The organism is Paraburkholderia sp. FW306-02-B (genome assembly GCF_058782725.1).
In genome coordinates, this window is the sequence record NZ_JBYSXZ010000002.1 from 2,691,787 (window position 1) to 2,713,048 (window position 21,262).

18 protein-coding genes and 1 pseudogene are annotated in these 21,262 nt (G+C 63.2%); 7 read left to right on the forward strand and 12 right to left on the reverse strand.

Annotated elements, in window-relative coordinates; all coding sequences use genetic code 11:
- Window positions 1-313 precede the first annotated feature (313 nt).
- A complete protein-coding gene (locus AC3WOG_RS33380) occupies window positions 314-2,002 on the forward strand; it encodes a collagen-like triple helix repeat-containing protein (RefSeq protein ID WP_492582000.1) in 1,689 nt (562 codons plus the stop codon).
- Between the two features lie 78 nt (window positions 2,003-2,080).
- Window positions 2,081-3,349 (forward strand): methyltransferase family protein, encoded by a 1,269-nt coding sequence (locus AC3WOG_RS33385; protein ID WP_492582001.1) that lies wholly within the window; start codon window positions 2,081-2,083, stop codon window positions 3,347-3,349.
- 45 nt (window positions 3,350-3,394) lie between these two features.
- On the opposite strand, the pseudogene AC3WOG_RS33390 reads toward AC3WOG_RS33385, so the two are convergent.
- A pseudogene (locus tag AC3WOG_RS33390) lies at window positions 3,395-3,661 on the reverse strand (EAL domain-containing protein); the annotation flags it as partial.
- A 2-nt stretch (window positions 3,662-3,663) separates the two neighbouring features.
- On the opposite strand from AC3WOG_RS33390, the gene AC3WOG_RS33395 reads away from it, so the two are divergent.
- Complete coding sequence (locus tag AC3WOG_RS33395) at window positions 3,664-3,852, forward strand: transposase (RefSeq protein ID WP_492582002.1); 189 nt, start codon at window positions 3,664-3,666, stop codon at window positions 3,850-3,852.
- A 183-nt stretch (window positions 3,853-4,035) separates the two neighbouring features.
- Here the strand turns inward: AC3WOG_RS33395 and AC3WOG_RS33400 are convergent, their stop codons facing one another.
- The 7 genes from AC3WOG_RS33400 to AC3WOG_RS33430 all read right to left on the reverse strand — a co-directional run bounded on the left by AC3WOG_RS33400 (window position 4,036) and on the right by AC3WOG_RS33430 (window position 12,647).
- Window positions 4,036-4,455 (reverse strand): histidine kinase, encoded by a 420-nt coding sequence (locus AC3WOG_RS33400; RefSeq protein ID WP_492582003.1) that lies wholly within the window; start codon window positions 4,453-4,455, stop codon window positions 4,036-4,038.
- 88 nt (window positions 4,456-4,543) lie between these two features.
- On the reverse strand, window positions 4,544-5,299 hold the full coding sequence (locus tag AC3WOG_RS33405) for a COG4705 family protein (protein ID WP_492582538.1): 756 nt from the start codon (window positions 5,297-5,299) through the stop codon (window positions 4,544-4,546).
- 338 nt (window positions 5,300-5,637) lie between these two features.
- A complete protein-coding gene (locus tag AC3WOG_RS33410) occupies window positions 5,638-5,787 on the reverse strand; it encodes a hypothetical protein (RefSeq protein ID WP_492582004.1) in 150 nt (49 codons plus the stop codon).
- 254 nt (window positions 5,788-6,041) lie between these two features.
- Window positions 6,042-9,155, reverse strand: coding sequence for an efflux RND transporter permease subunit (locus tag AC3WOG_RS33415; RefSeq protein WP_492582005.1), 3,114 nt, complete (start codon window positions 9,153-9,155; stop codon window positions 6,042-6,044).
- The gene (locus AC3WOG_RS33420; protein ID WP_492582006.1) at window positions 9,152-10,354 is read right to left on the reverse strand and encodes an efflux RND transporter periplasmic adaptor subunit; all 1,203 of its coding nucleotides are present in this window, start codon (window positions 10,352-10,354) and stop codon (window positions 9,152-9,154) included. Before AC3WOG_RS33420 ends, AC3WOG_RS33415 begins: the two co-directional genes overlap by 4 nt.
- Window positions 10,351-11,832, reverse strand: coding sequence for an efflux transporter outer membrane subunit (locus AC3WOG_RS33425; RefSeq protein WP_492582007.1), 1,482 nt, complete (start codon window positions 11,830-11,832; stop codon window positions 10,351-10,353). The genes AC3WOG_RS33420 and AC3WOG_RS33425 overlap by 4 nt, the downstream gene beginning before the upstream one ends.
- Window positions 11,833-11,969: 137 nt before the next feature.
- Window positions 11,970-12,647, reverse strand: coding sequence for a response regulator transcription factor (locus AC3WOG_RS33430; protein WP_492582008.1), 678 nt, complete (start codon window positions 12,645-12,647; stop codon window positions 11,970-11,972).
- Between the two features lie 176 nt (window positions 12,648-12,823).
- Here AC3WOG_RS33430 and AC3WOG_RS33435 point away from each other — a divergent pair, with 176 nt between their 5' ends.
- On the forward strand, window positions 12,824-13,507 hold the full coding sequence (locus AC3WOG_RS33435; RefSeq protein ID WP_410837916.1) for a response regulator transcription factor: 684 nt from the start codon (window positions 12,824-12,826) through the stop codon (window positions 13,505-13,507).
- Window positions 13,494-14,849 carry a sensor histidine kinase gene (locus tag AC3WOG_RS33440; protein WP_492582009.1) on the forward strand — a complete coding sequence of 452 codons (1,356 nt, stop codon included), beginning with the start codon at window positions 13,494-13,496 and terminating at the stop codon, window positions 14,847-14,849. Before AC3WOG_RS33435 ends, AC3WOG_RS33440 begins: the two co-directional genes overlap by 14 nt.
- 55 nt (window positions 14,850-14,904) lie before the next feature.
- On the opposite strand, the gene AC3WOG_RS33445 is transcribed toward AC3WOG_RS33440, so the two are convergent.
- The 4 genes from AC3WOG_RS33445 to AC3WOG_RS33460 are packed head-to-tail and all read right to left on the reverse strand — an operon-like array spanning window position 14,905 to window position 19,110.
- Entirely contained in the window at window positions 14,905-15,603 is a 699-nt protein-coding gene (locus tag AC3WOG_RS33445; protein WP_341316827.1) for a response regulator, read from the reverse strand.
- Window positions 15,600-17,009, reverse strand: coding sequence for a sensor histidine kinase (locus tag AC3WOG_RS33450; protein ID WP_492582010.1), 1,410 nt, complete (start codon window positions 17,007-17,009; stop codon window positions 15,600-15,602). The genes AC3WOG_RS33445 and AC3WOG_RS33450 overlap by 4 nt, the downstream gene beginning before the upstream one ends.
- Before the next feature lie 18 nt (window positions 17,010-17,027).
- Window positions 17,028-18,443: a sensor histidine kinase gene (locus AC3WOG_RS33455; RefSeq protein WP_492582011.1), complete on the reverse strand. Its 1,416-nt coding sequence runs from the start codon at window positions 18,441-18,443 to the stop codon at window positions 17,028-17,030.
- Window positions 18,433-19,110: a response regulator gene (locus AC3WOG_RS33460; protein ID WP_492582539.1), complete on the reverse strand. Its 678-nt coding sequence runs from the start codon at window positions 19,108-19,110 to the stop codon at window positions 18,433-18,435. The genes AC3WOG_RS33455 and AC3WOG_RS33460 overlap by 11 nt, the downstream gene beginning before the upstream one ends.
- 281 nt (window positions 19,111-19,391) lie before the next feature.
- Here AC3WOG_RS33460 and AC3WOG_RS33465 point away from each other — a divergent pair, with 281 nt between their 5' ends.
- Together AC3WOG_RS33465 and AC3WOG_RS33470 are read left to right on the forward strand one after the other, a co-directional pair.
- The gene (locus AC3WOG_RS33465) at window positions 19,392-20,414 is read left to right on the forward strand and encodes an ABC transporter substrate-binding protein (protein WP_492582012.1); all 1,023 of its coding nucleotides are present in this window, start codon (window positions 19,392-19,394) and stop codon (window positions 20,412-20,414) included.
- 39 nt (window positions 20,415-20,453) lie between these two features.
- Complete coding sequence (locus AC3WOG_RS33470; protein WP_097395642.1) at window positions 20,454-21,248, forward strand: ABC transporter ATP-binding protein; 795 nt, start codon at window positions 20,454-20,456, stop codon at window positions 21,246-21,248.
- Window positions 21,249-21,262: the final 14 nt, after the last annotated feature.

A 21,262-nucleotide genomic window follows, 5' to 3' on the forward strand; every position in this document is an offset into this window, starting at 1 on the left:
CGCGTGCGCGCCCCTTCGAGGGTTCGGTGGCGTCGACCTGCACGCGAACCGTTTAAATCGGCAACGGGTTCAAGCGAAGTCAATCCGTAGGCGCCAACCCTTGCTAACCGTTACGTTCGCCAGAGACGTTACGTAGCACCGGCGGGAACACGGGTCATCAATCGAGGATAAATCGCGTTAATTTAGATTTAAATTCCTATCCATTAAAAAGTAGTAAATATAAATACAATTAATCATTAAAATTGCGCCATATTCAGCACTTGGCCTACAACTTGCTTAGATGGTCCGCCAACAGCACTTCTACGGGGACATCATGCAAAACTTCGTCGGTCGGACGGCTATCGCCGTTGCGACGTCTGCTTTACTCGCGCTCTACGGTTGCGGATCAACCGTCCATACCCCTAGCGGGCTGGGTGGTGGCGGACTGGGCGGCACGTCGGGGTCAGGGACTTCGAGCAGCTCGTCGGGTACTTCGTCGGGTACTTCGTCGGGCACTTCGTCGGGTACGTCGTCAGGCACGTCGTCGGGTACGTCGTCAGGCACGTCGTCGGGTACGTCGTCAGGCACGTCGTCGGGTACGTCGTCAGGCACGTCGTCGGGTACGTCGTCGGGTACGTCGTCAGGCACGTCGTCGGGTACGTCGTCAGGCACTTCGTCGGGTACGTCGTCAGGCACTTCGTCGGGTACGTCGTCAGGCACTTCGTCGGGTACGTCGTCAGGCACTTCGTCGGGTACGTCGTCAGGCACTTCGTCGGGCACGTCGTCGGGTACTTCGGGTACGTCCTCCACCCCAATCGGCAACGTCGTCACTCAAGCCAGCAACCTCATCACCGCGGTGGGCACGGCAGTCATCGATACGGGCACCACGGTCACCGGCACTTCAGTGCCCGGTGTCAACAGCGCAACGACCGCCAATCTCGGCGCTGCCATCACCGATCTCGGCAATGGCGTCAACGTGTTAGGCAACGGTACGGCCGCAGGCCTCGGCACGCTCGGCAGCTCGACCAATCCGCTCGACCCGACCCTGCCCCCCACATCCGGCGTCGTTTCAAATGCGGGCGCAGCCGTCACCGCGGTCGGCGGCGTCGTGTCGAGTCTTGGAACCGGGCCGCTGTCGCCGCTCGCGCCGGTCACCTCGACGCTGGGCAGCGTCGTCGGCAGTGCGGGCAAGGGCGTCGTCGCGGTCGGCTCCGGCTTGAACTCGGCGCTCACCAGTGCGCCGGTTCAGCAGGTCGAGACGCAACTAAGCTCTGTCATCAACCCGATCACCCTGGCGGTCTCGAACACGACGCAGTCCATCGGCAACACCACAGGTCTGGGCGCACCGCTCAATAATCTGCTCAGCACCGTCGGCAACGGGATCGATTCGGCCGGCGTGAAACTGTCGGGCACCACGGGCAATCAGGTCGGCAAAGACGTCGGTGGCGCCGTCAGCCAGTCGGGCAAGACAGTCACGAGCACCGGCGAACTGCTCACCGGCGCAACCACTAACCCGCTCGCGCCGATCACAGGCCTTCTCGGTCCGCTCGGCGGACTCGGCGGCACAGCAAGCGGCACAGCAAGCGGCAGCGTAACGATCCCGCCGCTGACAGGGTTGATCGGCAATCTCGGATCGCCCGGCGGCAGTTCCGGCTCGGCCAACCCGCTGGCTCCCATCACCGGGCTACTCGGCAAATCAGGTTCGGCCGGCGGCACGTCGGGCGCCGGGAGCCCGCTCGCGCCGGTCACCGGCCTCGTCACTACGCTGACCTCGACACTGGGCGGCACTTCGGCCCAAGGCTCGCCGCTCGCACCAGTCACCGGTCTGGTTAGCGGATTGACCTCGACGGTAAGCGGCACCTCCGGCAACAAGGGCTCACCGCTTGCCCCCGTCACGGGTCTCGTTAGCGGACTGACCGGCAGTGCTGGCACGGGTACCGGCAGCGGTTCGGCAAGCACGGGTCTACTGGCGCCGGTGACGAATCTTGTCAGCGGATTGCTCGACGGCACTCCCAGCAAATAAGCGGTACTTCGGCACAGCGGCCGGGCCTTAAAAAATCAAAAGCCCGGCCGCCTTCTATGTCATGAATACGAGGATGACGTGAACTCCACCTTCGATACCGTTGCGCACGCTCAAGATCAGCGGCCGCGTTCGGCGACGCCGTTTTCAGTCGGCCTGCTGGGCATCGTCGCGGGTCTTCTCACGCTCTGGCTACTGCGCAACAGCACCGCGCTGGACGGCGCGCGCCGCAGCACCGCCGCCTGCCTCGCGATCATCGCGACGATCGCCACCTACGAGTTGTTGGTCGCCCGCGCGTATCTGCGCCCAAGCGCCGGCCTGACTAGCGGTGCGGTTCGGCCGCTAAGCGTCGCGCGCGTCGCCTTGCGTCTTGCCGCGCTGGCTTCCGTGTATGCAGGCATCGGCCTGCTCTACTGGCTGTTGCCCGAGTATCAAGGTGCGTTCTACAAACCTTTCTGGTCTCTGATCAGCACGCTTGCTCCGTATCTGATCGTGGCGGCGCCGTTTTACTTTGCGTGGATGGACAGGCATCAGCGCGAGGTCGACGATGCCTATATGTTGTGGGGACGCCTGCTGTTTCGCGGACAGCGCCCCGCCAATTGGCGCCCCGTGCGTGAAATGCTGGCCGGGTGGATGGTGAAGGCGTTCTTCCTGCCGCTGATGATCGTCTACCTGTCCACCGATGCGGACCATCTCAACGCCTCATTGGCGTTGGCGCTGAACGCACCGTTCTCGCTGTCGACGTTCAGGTTCATGTACGACCTGTCCTTCACGATGGACCTGATGTTCGGCACGGTGGGTTACCTGTGCACGCTGCGCATTCTCGATAGCCACGTGCGCAGCGCGGAACCAACCGTGCTCGGTTGGCTGGTGGCGGTTATCTGCTATCAACCGTTCTGGTCGTTGATCTCAAACCAGTACATCCGCTACGGAGGCTCGATGTTCTGGGACAACTGGCTAATCTCGATGCCGGTTGTCAGAATGATCTGGGGCACAGCGATTATTGCCCTGGTGATGTGCTACGCGCTCTCGACCATTTCGTTCGGACTGCGATTTTCGAACCTGACCAATCGCGGGATTATCACCTCAGGTCCTTACCGGTTCACCAGGCACCCCGCCTACATCGCGAAGAATCTGTCGTACTGGATGGTCTCGGTGCCTTTTATCGAGCCCTTGGGCTGGCGGCCGGCGGTCACTCATTGCGCGGCGCTTATCGCTGTCAATCTGCTGTATTTCCTGCGCGCCAAAACCGAGGAAAGACATCTGATGAACGATCCCGAGTATCGGGTCTACGCCGAATGGATCGCAAGGAATGGACTGTTTGCAAAGCTCTCGCGTGCGTTTGAATAAGGACTCTCGAATCAATCGCACTGCACCGCGCGGTGGTACGTGGGCTACCTGAGCCGGTACGGTGATCGCGATGGTGTGGAACTGCACGCCGCCGGACAGATAGTCGCGAAGCGCTCGACACACACCGTCGATGACGAACGACGCCATTTCAATAGCGACCTGCGGGTGTTCCAGCGGCATCAGGAAGCTGCCGGGGAGCCATAACCCGTATTCCGGATGCATCCAGCGGACCGGTGCTTCGACGCGCGCCAATGCTCCGGTCGCCGCGCGATAAGCACCTTGAAAGACAAGATGAAACTCGCCCGCGCGCATACATGACGACTGAGAAAGTTCTCCTCAACGCAATCCTGTGGGTCCAGCAGAACAAGGAAAAATGGCACAGGCTTCCAGCGACTTTTCCGCCGCAGCAGACCTGCTATCTGCGTTATATCGCGTGGAAGAAGATAGGCGTGCTGGACCAGGTGAATGATCTTCTGGTCTGCGCCACGGCGCTTTCCACCTGAAAGCGCATAGCGCGCCTCGACGATCCCGCTCGCCGCAAATCGAACCGCATCGAATCAATCCTGACTGCTTGAAACACTTGTTTCGCGCGTCACGCGATTTCGTTTTCGCTTCGCATACCGTATCGATTTATGACGCCATCCACGGTCTTGCGAATGGCGCCTGCATCGACCGTCGCTACGGCGTCAGGCCTTTCCGCTCATCCGATCGATAACGGTCAGCAGATCTGCAAGAGACTGTTTGCATTCCGCCGCATTCGGCGTGCTGGCGCGCAATACGCTCAACGCGCGGTCGATCGCCTTGTCGACGGTGTGCCAGTCGGCTGCGGCGCGTGGTTTCAGCGAAGGCTCAGCATCGTCCCATGCGAGTTCCAGATCTTTGATACGTGTTTTGCCGCCCGCGAGATTACCTTTGTCGACCAGGGCCGCGGTATCGGCGGCAATCTTGCGGAACGGCGACAAGTCGCCGAGCTTCGAAGCCTTGGCGGCCTCGGCGGCCTGCGCGGACGAAAAGCCGATCCTGCCCGGCTCGATATGCCCGAAACTGACGGCGGAGATCGCGATGAACGAGGCAATGACGGTCTTGCTGAGGGTGCGTTGATTCATGATTGTTCTCTTCGGTTGGATCTGATAGTCGGTAGAAAACGCGGTGAAAAAAGAAAGCAATGTGGGCAGCTTTTCGAGCGCCGCGGGCTCAAGGTTCACGCGCGGTGAACGTGCGCATGGACCGTTGTTCGAGCGCGCTGGCGAAGATAACCAGCACGGCGATCGCGCTCAGGAACAGCGCACTCGTATTGATCGTGCCCAGTCCGAGACCACCGTATGCGCGCGACTGGGACAACAGGTCACCGAACGAGGCGCCCAACGGCCGCGTCAGAATGTAGGCAATCCAGAAGGTCAGCACAGGATTTCCGCCGACGTAGTAGGCGATGCCCACCAACGCGATCAGTGCGCCGAACGCCGCCACACCGATCATGAAGCCGAGTCCCAGCGCTTCTGTCGCGAGGTCGCCTGCCGCGGTGCCCAAAGCGAACGTGAACAGAATGGCGGCCCAGTAGAACAGTTCTCTGCGTGTCGTGACGATCGTGTGGATCGATAGCGTCCGCTCGCTGCGGTACCAAAGGGCGAACACAACGGCGAGCGCAATGGAAAACGCGACGGTGCTGGCGTAAAGACTGATGCCGAGACCGTCGGTCAGCGCATCGGTAATCTGCGTGCCGACCACGCTGACCAGAACCACGGTGAGCCAGTAAATCCACGGCACGTACTTGCGCATGCGAAGCTGCACGGCCAGTGCGGCGAGCAGCAACGCAAGCATCATCCCGCCGGTGAGCGCCGTGCCGAGACCGACGTGCACCGCCAGATAATCCGCGCCGGTTTCGCCGACCGTGGTCGCCATGATCTTGATCGCCCAGAAGACAAGTGTCGCTTCAGGCACTTTGTTGCTCATGTCGGCAACGCGATAGTTCGCACTCTCAGCCACGCTGGTTCTCCCGTTGATAGGCAAATAGATCGACGCCGCGAGCGAGTTCGCTCGCGTTTTGTCCAGGCGCCAATATGCGACGGGAAACCTTATGAAATCCTTACCAAAGACCGAAAAGAACCGCGAATGACTGTCTTCCAACACCTCACCAGGACAAGCTTCGACCAAGCCTTAAGAGATGCTTAAGCGCCGCGCAAAATACGAAAAATATACTTCTCAAGCACGCGGGTTCCGGGCCGATAGACAGAGTGCTGTACGAACGTTTTTTCCAATCGGGAGATTTAGATGTCCATTCAGGCAGTCGGTCAAAACACCGCGCAAGCACCTGCTCCATCTGTCACGGCAGGCTCGACTTCCACGTCCGCGGCATCGGCTTCGAGCGCGACGGGAACCACGTCGTCGACGTCGACGACTGCATCGAGCAGCAGCGCGCCCACGGCGTCGTATAGCGTCAATATCAGCAGCGCGGCACGCGCACTCCTCGCGGAAGCAGCCGAAACCTCGGTTCAAACCGCTCAGGAGGCACAAACCGGAGATCAGCAGGCACAGCGGTTGCTCGCAAAGGAGAACGCTGCAAAGGTGCACTAAGGTGCATTAGCGCGCGGGACAGCTTCAAAGGAATGGACCGCCGCGCAGCATCGGCGGCGGTCCTGCAGTATGTGAAGCACGCTGATGAATTGCATGCTTATGGATGGCCGCGCGTCAGCGCTCAACTAACGGATTCCCGTTCGACCATGCTGCCACTCGAACGCTGCTTCGCCAGCCAGTGCGAGAGACGGTCGAACCACAGGTGCACCACCGGCGTCGTGAAAAGCGTCAGCATCTGCGAGACGATCAGGCCGCCGACAATCGCAATGCCGAGCGGCACGCGCAATTCGGCGCCCGCGCCAGACCCAAGCGCGAGCGGCAGCGCGCCGAACAGCGCCGCGAGCGTGGTCATCATGATCGGCCGGAAGCGCAGCACACAGGCCTGGCGGATCGCTTCGCGCGGCGACAAGCCATGCTCGCGCTCGGCCACCAGGGCGAAGTCGATCATCATGATCGCGTTCTTCTTCACAATGCCGATCAGCAGGATGATGCCGATCATCCCCATGATCGAGAGATCCTGGCCGCACAACATCAGCGCAAGCAGCGCGCCCACGCCCGCCGAAGGCAGCGTCGAAATGATGGTGAGCGGATGAATCGCGCTCTCGTACAGGATGCCGAGTATCAGATAGACCACCACGAGCGCCGCGGCGATCAGATACGGTTCGCTCGCGAGCGACGCCTGGAACGCCTGCGCGGTGCCCTGAAACGAACCCGTCAAACTATCGGGTTTGCCTGCCGCGACTTCGGCCCGGTGAATCGCCGTCACCGCGTTACCGAGCGACTGGCCCGCCGCCAGATTGAACGAGATCGTCACGGCCGGGAACAGCCCCTGGTGATTCACCGAAATCGGCGACACGTTGTTTTCGACCTTTGCGAGCGTGTCGAGCGGCACCAGTTCGTTGGTGAGCGGCGAGCGCACGTAGAGGTGCGCGAGCGCGTCGGTGGTCAACTGGAAGCTCGGGTCGACTTCTTCGACGACGTGGTATTGATTCAGCTGCGTGAACAGCGTCGCAATCTGCCGCTGGCCGAACGCGTCGTATAGCGTGTCGTCGATGGCTTGCGCGGTGATACCGAAGCGCGACGCCGTGCTGCGGTCGATCACGAGCGTCGCGCTGGTGGCGGCAGCCTGCTGGTCGGACGTGACGTCGGCGAGTTGCGGCAGCTTCGACAGCTTGTCGGTCAGCACGCCCGCCCAGTGATTGAGTTCGTTGATATCCGGGTCCTGCAGCGTGTACTGATACTGCGCGGCGCTGATACGGCCACCCACCTGAATGTCCTGGCGCACCTGCATCGACAGTGAAATGCCCATCACCTTCGCCAGTTGCGGCTTCAATCGATTGAGCACCTGCGCGGCACTGTCCTTGCGCTGACCGAACGCCTTCAGGTTGATCATCACGCGCCCCTGGCTCACCGTCGGATTCGGTCCCATCCAGTAGTAGACGTTATCGACGGCGGGATCGGCTTCGATGATATGGCCGAGCTGCTGCATCTTCTGCGACATCGAGCGAGGCGAAACATCCGGCGCGGCTTGCGCGACGCCCATGATCAAACCGGAGTCTTCCTGTGGAAAGAATCCCTTCGGAATGGCGACAAACAGCACGCCGGTCGCCACGATCGTCGCTATCGTCACACCAAGCATCATTTTCGGGTGATTCAACACCCAGTCGAGACCGCGCTCGTAACGCCGTTCCACGGCGACAAAGCCACGCTCGAGCCACGCTTCGAGCTTGCGCATCCGGCCTGCGCCATCCGGCTCGGGCAAACGGATCAGCCAGCCGCATAGCATCGGCGTCACAGTCAGAGAAACCAGCGCCGACATCACGATCGCGGCGCTCACCGTCACCGCGAATTCGCGAAACAACCGGCCGACGATGCCGCCCATCAGCAGGATCGGAATGAACACGGCGATCAGCGAGATCGTCATGGAAATGATGGTGAAGCGCACTTCCATCGCGCCGAGCAGCGCGGCCTTCATACGCGGCACACCCTCTTCGATGTGACGCATCACGTTTTCGATCACGACGATCGCATCGTCCACCACGAAACCCACCGCGATCGTCAAGCCCATCAGCGACAGATTGTCGAGGCTATAGCCAAGCACATACATCACGCCGAACGTGGCGACGAGCGACAGAGGAATCGTCAGGCTCGGAATCACCGTCGCCCACACGTTGCGCAGGAACGAGAAAATGACCATCACGACCAGCGCGATCGTCAGCATCAGCGTGAACTGCACATCGTGCACCGACGCATTGATGGTCTGCGTGCGATCGCCCACCACATGCAGATGCGCGGCCGCGGGCAGGATCGCTTCGAGCGTGGGCAGCTTCGCCTTGATGTTGGCGATCGTCTGCACGACGTTGTAGCCCGGCTGCTTGTGAATGTCGAGAATGATCGCGCGTTCGTGCTGGAGCCACGCGGCCTGCTGGTTGTCTTCGGCGGCGTTCAGGACGGTGCCGAGATCGGACACGCGAATCGGCGCACCGTTTTTGTAAGCGACCACCAGATCGCGATATTGCGACGCGGTGGTGATCTGGTCAGTCGCGTTGAAAATCACCGAGCGGTCGGGGCCGTTCAGGCTGCCCTTCGGCGCATTCACCGTCTGCACGCCGACGATCGAGCGCACGTCTTCCAGCGTCAGGCCGCGTGCGGCGAGCTTGTCCGGATCGAGCTGGATACGCACCGCGGGCCGCTGCTGGCCGTGGAAATCGACCAGACCGACGCCGGGCATCTGCGAGATCTGTTGCGCGAGATAGTCTTCGGCATAGCTGTCGAGCTGCGTGAGCGTCAGCGAAGGCGACGTCAGCGCCAGTGACAGCAGCGTGAAGTCGGCTGGGTTGACCTTCTGATAGGTCGGCGGGTTCGGCAGATTCTTCGGCAGATTGCCGCCGGCCGCGTTAATGGCGGTCTGCACATCCTGCGCCGCGCCGTTAATGTCGCGCGACAGGTCGAACTGGATGGCGATGTTGGTGTTGCCGAGCGAGCTGGACGACGTCATCTGCGTGACGCCCGCAATCAGCGAGAGTTGCCGCTCGAGTGGCGTCGCCACCGAAGTCGCCATGGTCTCGGCGCTCGCGCCTGGCAACTTCGCGACGACCTGAATGGTCGGAAAATCCACTTGTGGCAGCGGCGCGACCGGCAGCAGAAAATACGCCACCGCGCCGACCAGCAGCACCGCGATCGCCAGAAAACTGGTCGCGATGCGCCGCTTGATGAACAATTCCAGGAGGCTCATGACGGATTGTCCTGATTAGCCTGGCTACCCGCCGAGTTCGCATTGGCCGGCGCTTCGGCAAGCGCCGCTACCACGGTCGCCGCCACGTGCACACCCGGGTTCAGCCGGCTTTGTCCGTCGAACACCACCAGATCCGCCGGCGCGATGCCGCTGCGTATTTCCGTCATGCCGTCGACCGTGACACCGGTTTGCACCGGCCGCATCTGCGCCGTGCCGTTCGCGCCGATCACATACAGTTGCGTGCCGTTCTGCGTGTTCACCACCGAGCGGCTCGGCACCGCAAGACGTTGCAGATCGGTACGCACCAGTACGCGCGCATTCACCAGTTCGCCGGGCCAAAGCTTGCGGTCCTTGTTGGTGAACGAAGCCTTGAGTTTGATCTGGCCGGTTGTCGCATCCACCGCGCTGTCGATGAACACGAGCGTGCCGTCGGCAAGCGCCGTACTGCCGGCGCGCGTGGTGACGTTCACCGCCAGCGGCGCTTTCGCCTGATTGGCGAGCAGCTCGGGCAGCACGTCCTGCGGCACGGAAAACAGCACGGTAATCGGCTCCATCTGCGTGACGGTGACGATGCCGGTCGTGTCGGCCGGATGCACGATCGCGCCGAGGTCGGCTTCGCGCGCGCCGACGCGGCCGGTGAACGGCGCCGAGAGCGTCGTGAAGCTGAGTTGCAGGCGGTCGCTCTGCACCAGCGCGGCATCCGCGGCGACCGTCGCGGCGAGTGCTTCTACTTGCGACTTCGCCGTATCGACGGCCTGGGTGGTCGCCGCGCCGATGCCGACCAGCTTCGAATAACGCGCGAGATCGAGCCGCGCATTATCGAGCGATGCCTGGTCCTTGCGCTGTGCCGCCTCCGCTTGATGCAGCTGGGCGGTCAACGGCCCCTGATCGAGTTGCGCGAGCAGTTGCCCGGCTTTCACGTCCTGCCCTTCGGTAAAGGCCACGCGCTGCAGTTGGCCATCGACGCGCACCTTGACGTCCACGGTATTGAGCGCCAGAACCGTGCCCACCGCCGCGACGCGGATCGGAAAGTCGCGGCTCGCCGGATGGCCGGCGTTGACCGGCACGGCCGGCGCCGGCTTGACGGCCGGATGCCTCGGCCAGAACCACGCCACGAGAATCACGACGAGAACGGCCAACGCCGCGATCATCGGCGCGCGGCTTCTACGCGCACGGTTCGGAAGGTCTGCAGGTTTCATGAGCGGGAAGGCGTAGAAGAGGAAGCGGGACTGCCGTCGCTATCGGCGGTGATGCCGAAGCCGCCACCGAACGCGCGAAACAGACTGACCGACGCTTGCAGGCGCGCGAGCCGTGCCTGCACCAGTGTGTCTTCGGACTGATACAGCGTGCGTTGGGCATCGAGGACGGTCAGAAAATCGACGGTGCCGAGCGTGTACTGGGCCTGGGCGAGCGTGGCGGCTTTGCGGGCGGCGTCGGCGGCGTTCTGGTCGGCCGCTTCCGCGAGTTGCTGCTGCTGCGCCGCCGAAAGCGAATCCTCGACGTCCTGCAGCGCGGTCACCACGGCCTGCCGGTAATCCGCAACGCCCTTCGCCTCGGCCGCCTGGCTTGCATGCAACTGGCCGCGCAGCGCGCCGCCGTCGAAGATCGGCGCCGCCAGCGAAGCGGCGATGCTGGCGATCGGGCTCGACAGGAAATGCGACAGCGATTTGCTGCTGAGGCCGCCGTCGGCGGTCAGCACGAGGTTCGGCAGAAAAGCCGCGCGCGCCGCGCCGACGCTCTGGTTCGCCGATTGCAACTGCGCTTCCTTCGAGCGGATGTCGGGGCGCGTTTCGAGCAGGCTCGCGGGCAAATTCGCGCGCGGCTGCGGAATGACGATGTCGGCGAGCGGCGCTTCGCTGACAGTGAATTGTTCGGGCGCCGTGCCCACCAGGGCGGCGAGCGCATGCACGCTGATGTCGAGTTGCTGTTGCAGCGCCGGCACGGCGGCCTGGAAGGAGGCGAGCGCATTGCGCTGCTGCTGCACCTGCAACTCGGTCGCGACGCCCGCCGCCTGTTGCGCGAGCAGCAATTGAAGAATGCGTGACGCGTCGCCGGAGATCGTCCGCGCGATCGCGAGACGGCGGCGCAGGCTCTGCACCTGAAAATACGTGTCCGCAACCGAGGCCGTCAGCGTCAACGCAACCGTATCGCGATCGAATTCGGAGGCGCGCGCAAGCAGGTCGGCTGCATTGGCGTTGGCGGCATTGAAGCCCCAGAAATCGATCTCGTAGCTGGCTTCGGCGAACAGGCTCTGGCTTTTGGTGGTCGAGCCGCGGCCCTGGTGACTGCGATTGAACGTACCGCCGAGCGAGAGCGATGGATACTGCGGCGCGCCGGCTTTCTCGGCATTGCCGCGCGCCTGTTCGACGCTCGCGATGGCTGACGCCAGCGTGAAGTTATTGCGCAGGCTGCGCTCGACCAGCGCGTCGAGCGCGGGGTCGCGATACTCGCGCCACCAGCCGCTTCTGACCGGCACCGTATCGGCCAGCGACGCGCCCGCCGCGCCGTCGAAGGTTTGCGCCAGCGGCGCACTGGGCCGTTGATAGGAAGGCACGAGCGAGCATCCGGCCAGCAACGCGACGGCCAATGTGCACACCGCGGCGCGCACGGCGCCGGCGTGCCGCGCATGAGGACTGACGACGGGAGAAAACGGCGCCGAACGGGGCAGCCCTGACATGGAAACGCCTCTGGCAAAAAAGAATCTCGCCAGATTAGCCAGCGGGTCCTGTCGGCGCTTTCGCCCAATGATTAAAAAAAATTAATGCGACGCAACATGCTCGTTTAACGGGGCCTGTGCGAGGCTGTCGACAGCGTTCAAGGCGCGGGACTGAGCACATAGCCCGCGCCCACCACGGTGTGAATCAGCGCCACCGGAAAGTCGCGATCGACCTTCGTGCGCAGACGATGCATATGCATGTCGATAATATTGCCGCGCGGTTCGAAATCGTAATTCCACGCCGCCTCGAGCAGCATGCTGCGCGTCACGACCTGCCCCTCGCGGCGCGCCAGGCATTCGAGCAACAGAAACTCGCGATGCTGCAGGCGCAGATCGCGGCCGGCGCGGCTCGCACTCCGCGCACGTATGTCGAGTACCAGATCCGCGCACTCGAGCCGCTCGCTCATCCTGCTGCGATCCGCGCGCCGGGCAAGCGCTTCGATTCTCGCCAGCACTTCGACAAATGCATACGGCTTCACAAGGTAATCGTCGCAACCCGCGCGAATCCCCTCCACGCGTTCGTTCAACCCGCCGACCGCGGACAGCATCAGCACCGGTGTCGTGTCGCCGCCGGCGCGCAGTTGCTGCACGAGCGCCATGCCGTCGAGCGCGGGCAAGAGCCGATCGGTCACAATCACGTCGTAGATGCCCTCGCGCGCATAGGCGAGCCCAGTCGCACCGTCGGCCACCGTGTCGACAATGAGACCGCTCTCGCTCAAACCGCGCGCCAGGAACTGACTGGCGCGCGTATCGTCCTCGATCAGAAGGATTCGCATGCGCAAATGGGCTTACATTAAAATTTTTTCATGTTGGCGCGAAACGCCTGTGCGGCTTCGCGCGGCATACTGCGGACATCGCACGTACGGGCGTAGTGTAAAACGCCCGGCCGGCAACGGCCCGGTGCGCTTATCTGGCCGGCCTGTTGAGCCGGCTCATTGACCTGGATAGAGGCATGTCGAATGTATTGGTCGTCGAGGACGACGAGCAAACCCTCGGGGAAATCGTCGAGGCCCTCACCGATCACGGCTGCACGGTGCAAGCCGCGCGCACGGGCCGCGACGGCTTGATGCTCGCGGTCGCCAACACCTATGACGCGATCGTGCTCGATCGCATGTTGCCGGGCGGCCTCGAAGGGCTCGGCATGCTGGCGGCGTTACGCAGCGCCGGTGTGCTCACGCCGGTGTTGATTCTCAGCGCGCTGTCCGCGGTCGACGAACGCGTGCGCGGTCTGCGTGCCGGCGGCGACGATTATCTGACCAAGCCGTTCGAGTTCATCGAACTGACCGCGCGGCTCGACGCCCTGATGCGCCGGCGCGAAGCGGCGCCTGGTGTGCAGGAATATCAGGTCGGGCCGCTGCGGCTCGACCCGCTCAAGCGCGAAGTGACCTGTGGCGGCCGCCCGGTGCCGCTGCTGCCGCGCGAATACCGGTTGCTCGAATATCTGGTGCAGCACGAGGGTCAGGTCGTGAGCCGCACCATGCTGTTCGAGGCGGTATGGGATTACCGGCTCGACGAGCGGACCAATGTGATCGACGTGCATATCAGCCGCCTCAGAAAGAAGCTCGACCCGGACGGGTCGGCGCCGATGATCGACACCGTGCGCGGTTCGGGGTACATGCTGCATGCGCCTGACTGAACTGCACCGCACCACCGGCTTTCGCCTCGCCACGCTGTTTCTGGTACTGTTCGGCGTGATCGCGATTCTGCTATTCGGCTACCTCTACCGCGAGATCACCGGCTTCGAACAGGAACGCATCGACGACTGGCTGATGCGGGAACACGCCGAGCTGATACGCGAAGACCCGAACGAACTGGTTGCGCGCTTCCAGCATCAAGGCCAGTTCGACCCACGCCGCCAGCGTCCGTTCGCGCTGTTCGACACCGGCGGCAAACATCTTGCCGGCGGCTATCCGGGCGAGCAGCCGGCGATCCCCCATTTCGACAAGCCGTTTTCGATGCGCCTCGCGAATCTGCCGGGCCACCCGCCCGGACGATGTATCGCCGCACGCCTGTCTGACAGCCGCATCGGCTTGCAATGCCAGAACGTCCGCGAGCTCGACCATTTCGACGAAGAACTGCTGCACGCGCTGCTTTCCACCGCCATCCTCACGTTTGTGATCGGCTTGATCGGCGCGAGCCTGATCGGTATCTCGGCGATGCGGCGGCTCGATGCAGTGACCGCATCGATTGAAGAAATCGTCGCCGGCAATCTCAGCAGGCGTCTACCGGTGCATTCGAAGCGGGACGACGTGGATCGCCTCGTCGGCGTCGTGAACGGCATGCTCGACGAGATCGAGCGGTTAATGCACGAGGTCAAGGGCGTGTGCGATGCGATTGCGCACGATCTGCGCACGCCGCTCACGCGGATGCTCGGCGGGCTCGAACGCGCGCAGCGGCGCGCCAAAACCGAAGCGGAGTATCGCGCCGCGATCGATGAAACCATCGTCGAGACCACCGGCCTCCTGCGCACCTTCAATGCGCTGCTGCGCATTTCGGAAATCGAAAGCGGCGTGCGCCGCAAAGGCTTCACGAATGTCGATCTGGCCGCCGTCGCCGATGACGTGTTCGAGTTCTACGAGCCGACCGCCGAGGACAAGCAGATTAGCTTCGAAGTGCGGCGCACGACCGCCGGGCCGCTGGAAATCCAGGGCGAGCCGAGCCTGCTGTTCGAAGCGCTGGCCAATCTGGTCGAGAACGCCATCAAGTTCGCCCCGCACGGCGGCAAGGTACAGCTCACGGTGTTCCGCGACCGGACGGGCGCCGGCGTCAGCGTGTCCGACGACGGGCCGGGCATTGCCCCTGCTGAACAGCAAGCCGTGCTGCGACGATTCTATCGCGGCGAGGCGAGCCGTCATACGCCGGGGAGCGGGCTCGGCCTGAGTCTGGCGCTCGCGGTGGCCGGCATGCACGGCATGTCGATCCGTTTCAACGACGCGACGCCCGGATGCGAGGTCATGCTGTACAAACCGAATGAGTAGCGCCGGGCAGCAAACGTCGGTGAAGTCACTAACGGGACAACATGGCGGAATGCGGTTATAGCGCTTCGGCGAATGCTTCGCGAGGCGCTTCTTCGCGCAAGATGTAGCCAAGTCCACGCAAGGTCATGATCTTCACACTCGAACTCGCGAGATGCTTGCGCAAGCGGTGAATGTAGATGTCGATCGCATCGGCGCTCGGTTCGTCGTCGAGATTGAAGACGCTGTCCATCAGCGTGGTCTTCGAGACCGTCTTGCCCTGCTTGAGAATCAGCGCTTCGAGGATCGCGTGTTCGCGCCGGCGCAGCGGCAACAGCTCGTTTTGCAGCAGGAATTCGCGTGTATCGAACAGATAGCGCAAATCTCCGCAGTCGATCGACTGGCCCTTGTCGCCCGCCGCCTGACGGCGGATCAGCGCCTTGATGCGCGCCACCAGTTCGCGTGCGTCGAAAGGCTTGACGACGTAGTCGTCGGCGCCGGCCGAGAAGCAGGCTACCTTGTCGTCGGTCGAACCGTTGGCGGTCAGCATCAGCACCGGCACGTTGTCGCGTTTGCGGCGCAAACGCGCGAGCACTTCCTTGCCGCCGATGCCGGGCAGGCGCAGATCGAGCAGCACCGCGTCGTAGCATTGCAGGCCGAGCAAGGTCTCCGCACTTTCGCCGTCCTGCGCCCAGTCCAGCGCGAAATGTTCGACCTGCATCAGATTGATGACCCAGCGCGCCAGGTCAGCGTCGTCTTCGACGAGCAGCAGTTTCATATGTCTCCCCTCGTTGCCACGCTTCGAAGCGCGGCTACCCACAATCGCATCTCGACGGTCGCGACCAGACCGATTCCGCCTTCTCCCGGCTTGAGCGTGACCGTGCCGCCCTGCCGATGGGCAATCTCGCGCACGATCGGCAAACCGAGGCCGGTTCCTTCCGCGTGGTTCGACGCGCGATAGAAGCGCTCGAACACGCGCGCCCTCGCCTCGGCTTTGATACCCGGCCCGTTGTCGATGACACGCACAATCGCCATGTCGTTCCTGCGCTGCGTCTGCACCGTCACGCAGCCGCCCGCTTGCGTATAGCGCAGCGCGTTGTCGACGAGATTGGTCACCAGCGCCGCGGTCAGTGCTTCGTCACCGGTGACGTACAGACCATCTTCCAGTTCCGCGCCCAAATCGATTTCGCGCGACTGTGCGAACGCGATCAGTTCTTCGAGCACGCCCGCGATCAACGCGCTCAGATCGACGCGCTCGTGTTCTTTGGATGGCGCGGCGGACTCCGCCTGAGCGAGCAGCAGCAGTTTGTTGGTCAGCGTCGTCATCTTGCGGCTGCTTTTGTGCATGCCGGTCAGCGCTTCGGCGAGCCTCGCATCGCGGTTTTCGCGCTGGCGTGCGAACTGGATCTGCGCATCCAGCAACGTGAGCGGCGTGCGCAACTGATGCGCCGCATCGGAGATGAATTGCCGCTGGGTCGCGGCCTGCTGGCCCATGCGCGCGATGCACTGATTGATCGCCTCGACGATCGGCCGCAGTTCCACATGAAGCCGCGTCACGCGAATCGGTTCGAGCTGCGAAGGATTGCGATCGGCGACGTCGTCTTTCACCTTCATCAGCGGCCGCAGTTCGAAGGTCAGCCCGAGATAGACGAAGAGCATCGCGAGCACCAGCGTGAGCACTTCGCCGGACAGTTGTGGACGCAGCAAACGCCACACCATCGCATCGCGCGAGCCTTCTGTCTTGGCGACCGCCACGACGACCTCCTCGGTACGCCCTGAGTCGTAGAGTTGCCGCACGTAAGTAGCGGCGCGCACGGCGCGGCCGTCCTGGAGATGGGTGGAATAGAGCGTGGGGCCGTTGCCGGAGCCCGGCGGTAACGGCAGCTCGGGGGTGCCCGCCAGCAGACGATGTCCGCTCGCCTCGACGCGATAGAACACGCTGTCCTGCTCGGGCGACTCGAACAGTTCGAGTGCGGCCGGCGGAATCTGGATCATGATGTTGCCGTTGTCCCAGTCGACGTCCTCGCCGATGATCCGCATCGACGACAGCAACGCATTGTCCTGAACCAGGTCGGCCGTGGTCTGCGCGTTGCGGAACGAAATCATGCCGGAAATGGAAACGAACGCCGCCAGTGGCAACAATAGCCACCACAGCAAACGCCCACGCAAGCTACCTGAGAACACGATTCGTAGACCTCTCTTTCATATGCCGGCGCCCGTCTGGAGGCCGCCTGCCGCCGCGCCGGCCGCCGCTCGCGGGAACGACACCGTCACGTGCACGCCTTTGCCGCCATCACCAGGCTTGAGCGTAATTTCGCCGTGATGCGCATCCGCGATCTCGCGCACGATCGCGAGCCCCAGCCCGGTCCCTTCTGTGTCCGTCGACGCCCGGAAGAACGGTTCAAACACGCGGCTGCGCGACTCGGGCGGAATGCCCGGCCCGTCGTCGAGCACAGCCAGCGTGACCGTTTCCGCGTCGGCGCTGACCGCGACCGTGACGTGGCCGCCCTTGCCGGAGTAACGGATCGCGTTCTCCGCCAGATTGGAGATCAGCGCCTGCAGCAACCCGCGATGCCCAGCCACCGGCGCGGGCCCATTCAACTCGGCGCCCAGATCGATGTCGCGGGCCTGTGCGAGCAATGCCAGATCTTCCACCACCTCCATCGCCAGCGGCACCAGATCCACCGTTTCCACGGCTAACTGGGTGTTGTCGGCCGCCTCGGCCTGCGCGAGCAGCAGCAGTTTGTTGGTCAGCCCGACCATCGAGCCGCTGCTGCGATGCATCGCCGCGAGCACTTCGCCGAGCGCGGGCGTCAAACCGTCCTGCTGGCGCGCGAACTGCAATTGCGTGCCCAGCAGCGTGAGCGGCGTGCGCAACTGATGGGCGGCGTCGGCGATGAAGCGCCGTTGCGCGGCCACCTGTACGCCGAGCCGCGCAATGCATTGATTGATCGCCTCGACGATCGGCCGCAACTCCGTATGCAGGCGCTCGACGCGAATCGGCTCGAGTTGCATCGGGTCGCGGTCGGCCACCTCCTCCTTCACTTTCATCAAGGGTCGCAATTCGAACGTCAGGCCGATACAAACCAGCGCCACGGCCAGCACGATCATCTCGATCTGCCGCACGAGTTGCGGCTGCCAGAGCTGCTGCGCCATCGCGTCGCGCGAACGCACGGTCTTGCCGACCGTCACGAGCACGCGCCGCGTCACGCCGTTGTCGTACATTTGCCGCACCAGGCCGACCGCGCGCACCGGCTGGCCGCGCAGATCGGCGTCGTAGTGATCGGGCGTGTCGGGCGCCTGCGCCGCGCGCGGCGGAAAATCCGGCGAGCCCGCCAGCAGCCGGCCGTCGTCGACGCTCACGCTGTAGAACGCCTGATCGCGGTACGGCGACACGAACACTTCGAGCGCGGCAGGCGGCACGTCGACACGCAGGAAACCGTCCACCCATTCCACTTCGCCGGCGATCATGCGCGCGGACGAAATCAACTGATTGTCCTGCACCAGATCCGCGGTACGCCGCGCGTTGTCGTACTCGGCCTTGCCGGTGACGAACACGTACAACGCGAGCGGCACCAGCAGCCACCACAGCAGACGCATGCGCAGACTATTGGTCATCTTCTTTCTTGCGCAGCAAATAGCCGAGCCCGCGCAGCGTGACGATCGCCGCCGAGCTGCCGTCGAGCTTCTTGCGCAACCGCGAGATATAGATTTCGACCGCGTCCTCGCTCGGCTCATCCGCGAGCGTGAAGATCGCGTCCACCAGCGCCGGCTTCGTCACCGTCTTGCCCAGGCGCAGGATCAGCGTTTCAAGCACCGTGCGCTCGCGCGGCGTGACGTTCAGCGGCGCGCCTTTCAGCGTGAACTGGCGCGTGTCGATATCGAACGCGAGATCGCCGCACACCACCTCGCTCGCCTTCGAAGGCGTCTGCCGCCGGATCGCCACCTTGATCCGCGCGATCAGTTCGCGCACTTCGAACGGCTTGACGAGGTAGTCGTCCGCACCGGCGCCGAGCAGTTCCACCTTCTCGTCGATCGAGCCGCTCGCGGTCAGGATCAGCACCGGCGTGGCGTCGCCGCGCTGGCGCAGCCGGCGCAGCACGTTCTTGCCCGACAGCTTCGGCAGATTCAGGTCCAGCAGGATCACGTCGTAGTGATTGGTGCGCAGCAGCTGGTCGGCGGCATCGCCGTCCTGCACGGCGTCGAGCGTAAACGCCTCCTGCTCCAGCATCTTCGCGAGCCAGTGCGCAAGCGTGGGGTTGTCTTCGATAAGCAGCAGCTTCATGGCGGGAACGGCGAGAGTCAGGCCGTCGATTGTGCCGTAAAACAAGGGCTTTGCGCGCGTCCTGCGTGATTTGTGGCACACGCCGGGGCGTTTGCGATGGCGTTGCGGCTTTGCTGTTGGGCAGTTGCGGCTCAGTTGCAGCTCAGTTGCGGGTTAACACCCATGATTTGCCGGCAGTGCAGAAAGCTGGCAGAAGGTTTCCGGTTTCTATAATCCCTGACATTCATCCAGAAAGCGCCGCATCAGCACCTCGCGGCGACCAAACCTAAGGAGACTGCTTCATGCGTACCTTGCGCCAGATCGCCGCTGTGTCAGGTGTTGCGTTCACCCTTGCCGCTGCTTCGGCCGCCGCTCATGCCGAAAAACTCACGATCATGGTCGGCGGCGCCACCAAGATCATCTACCTGCCGGCCAAGTTGACTGAGCAGCTCGGCTACTTCAAGGACGAAGGCCTCGACGTCGAAATCCTGTCGCAACCGGCGGGCGTCGATGCGGAAAACGAACTGCTCGCGGGCGCGGTGCAAGGCGTGGTGGGCTTCTACGACCACACCATCGACCTGCAAAGCAAGGGCAAGGAAGTCCAGGCGCTGGTGATTTTCGGCCAGGTGCCGGGCGAAGTCGAAATGGTCTCGACCAAGGCCGCCGAAACGCTCAAGAGCATGGCCGACGTGAAGGGTAAGACGCTCGGCGTGACCGGCCTCGGCTCCTCCACCAGCTTCCTCACGCAATACCTCGCGCAACGCGCCGGCGTGCCGTCGACACAATACACGCTGCTGCCGGTCGGTGCGGACAACAGCTTTATCGCGGCCATCAAGCAGAACCGTATCGACGCCGGCATGACGACCGAGCCGACCGTTTCGCAACTGCTGAAGACCGGCGACGCGAAGGTGCTGGTCGACATGCGCACGCTCGAAGGCACACGCGCCGCGCTCGGCGGCACCTATCCGGCCTCGAGCTTCTACGTGCAGCGCGCGTGGGCCGAAGCGCACAAGGACGACGCGGCAAAGCTGTCGCACGCGTTCGTGAAGACGCTGAACTTCATCGCCACGCATAGCGCCGACGAGATCGCCGCAAAAATGCCGAAGGACTACTACGGCAGCAACAAGGACCTGTACGTCGGCGCGCTGAAGGCGTCGATGCCGATGTTCACGAAGGACGGCAAGATGCCCGCCGACGGTCCCGATACGGTGCTGAAGGTGCTGTCGGCATTCAATCCTTCGGTCAAGGGTAAGCATATCGACCTCGCCAAGACCTACACCAACGAGTATGTGTCGTCGGCATCGGTCAAGACTGCGGCGAAGTAACCCCCTTTCAATATCACGAGAACAGCGAGGCCTCAGCCGATGAATCAACCTATGTCACGCGATACGCCAGCCATCGAGATGCGCAACGTATCGTGCCGTTTCATTTCTCCGGACGGCAAAGCGACGATCGCGTTGCGCGACTTCAGCATGTCGGTGGCGCGCGGCGAATTCGTCGCCGTTGTCGGCCCGACGGGTTGCGGCAAGTCGACCACGCTCAGCATGATTACCGGCCTGCTCAAGCCGACCACCGGTGAAGTGCGCGTGATGGGCGCGCCGGTGGACGGCATCGATCCGCGCATCGGTTTCGTGTTCCAGGCCGACGCCGTGTTTCCGTGGCGCTCGGTCATCGACAACGTCGCGGCCGGCCCACTGTATCGCGGCCGCTCGAAATCCGCCGCCTACGACGAAGCCAACGAATGGCTGCGCCGCGTCGGCCTCGACAAGTTCGGCAAGCACTATCCGCATCAACTGTCGGGTGGTATGCGCAAGCGCGTGGCGCTGGCGCAGACCTTCATCAACAAACCGGAAATCCTGCTGATGGACGAGCCCTTCTCGGCGCTCGACATGCAGACCCGCACGCTGATGCAGGACGAACTGCTGCAATTGTGGGGCGGCGCCGGCTCGGTGGTGTTCGTCACGCACGATCTGGAAGAAGCGATTGCGCTCGCCGACCGTGTGTTCGTGCTGACCGCACGCCCGGCGACGCTGAAGAAAGTGTACGAAATCGATTTGCCGCGTCCGCGCGTCACGTCGGAGGTTCGCTACGACCCGCGTTTTATCGAAATCTCGCGCGACATCTGGCATGACCTGCGCGAAGAAGTGCAGATCGGTTAATCAAGGAACGGCAA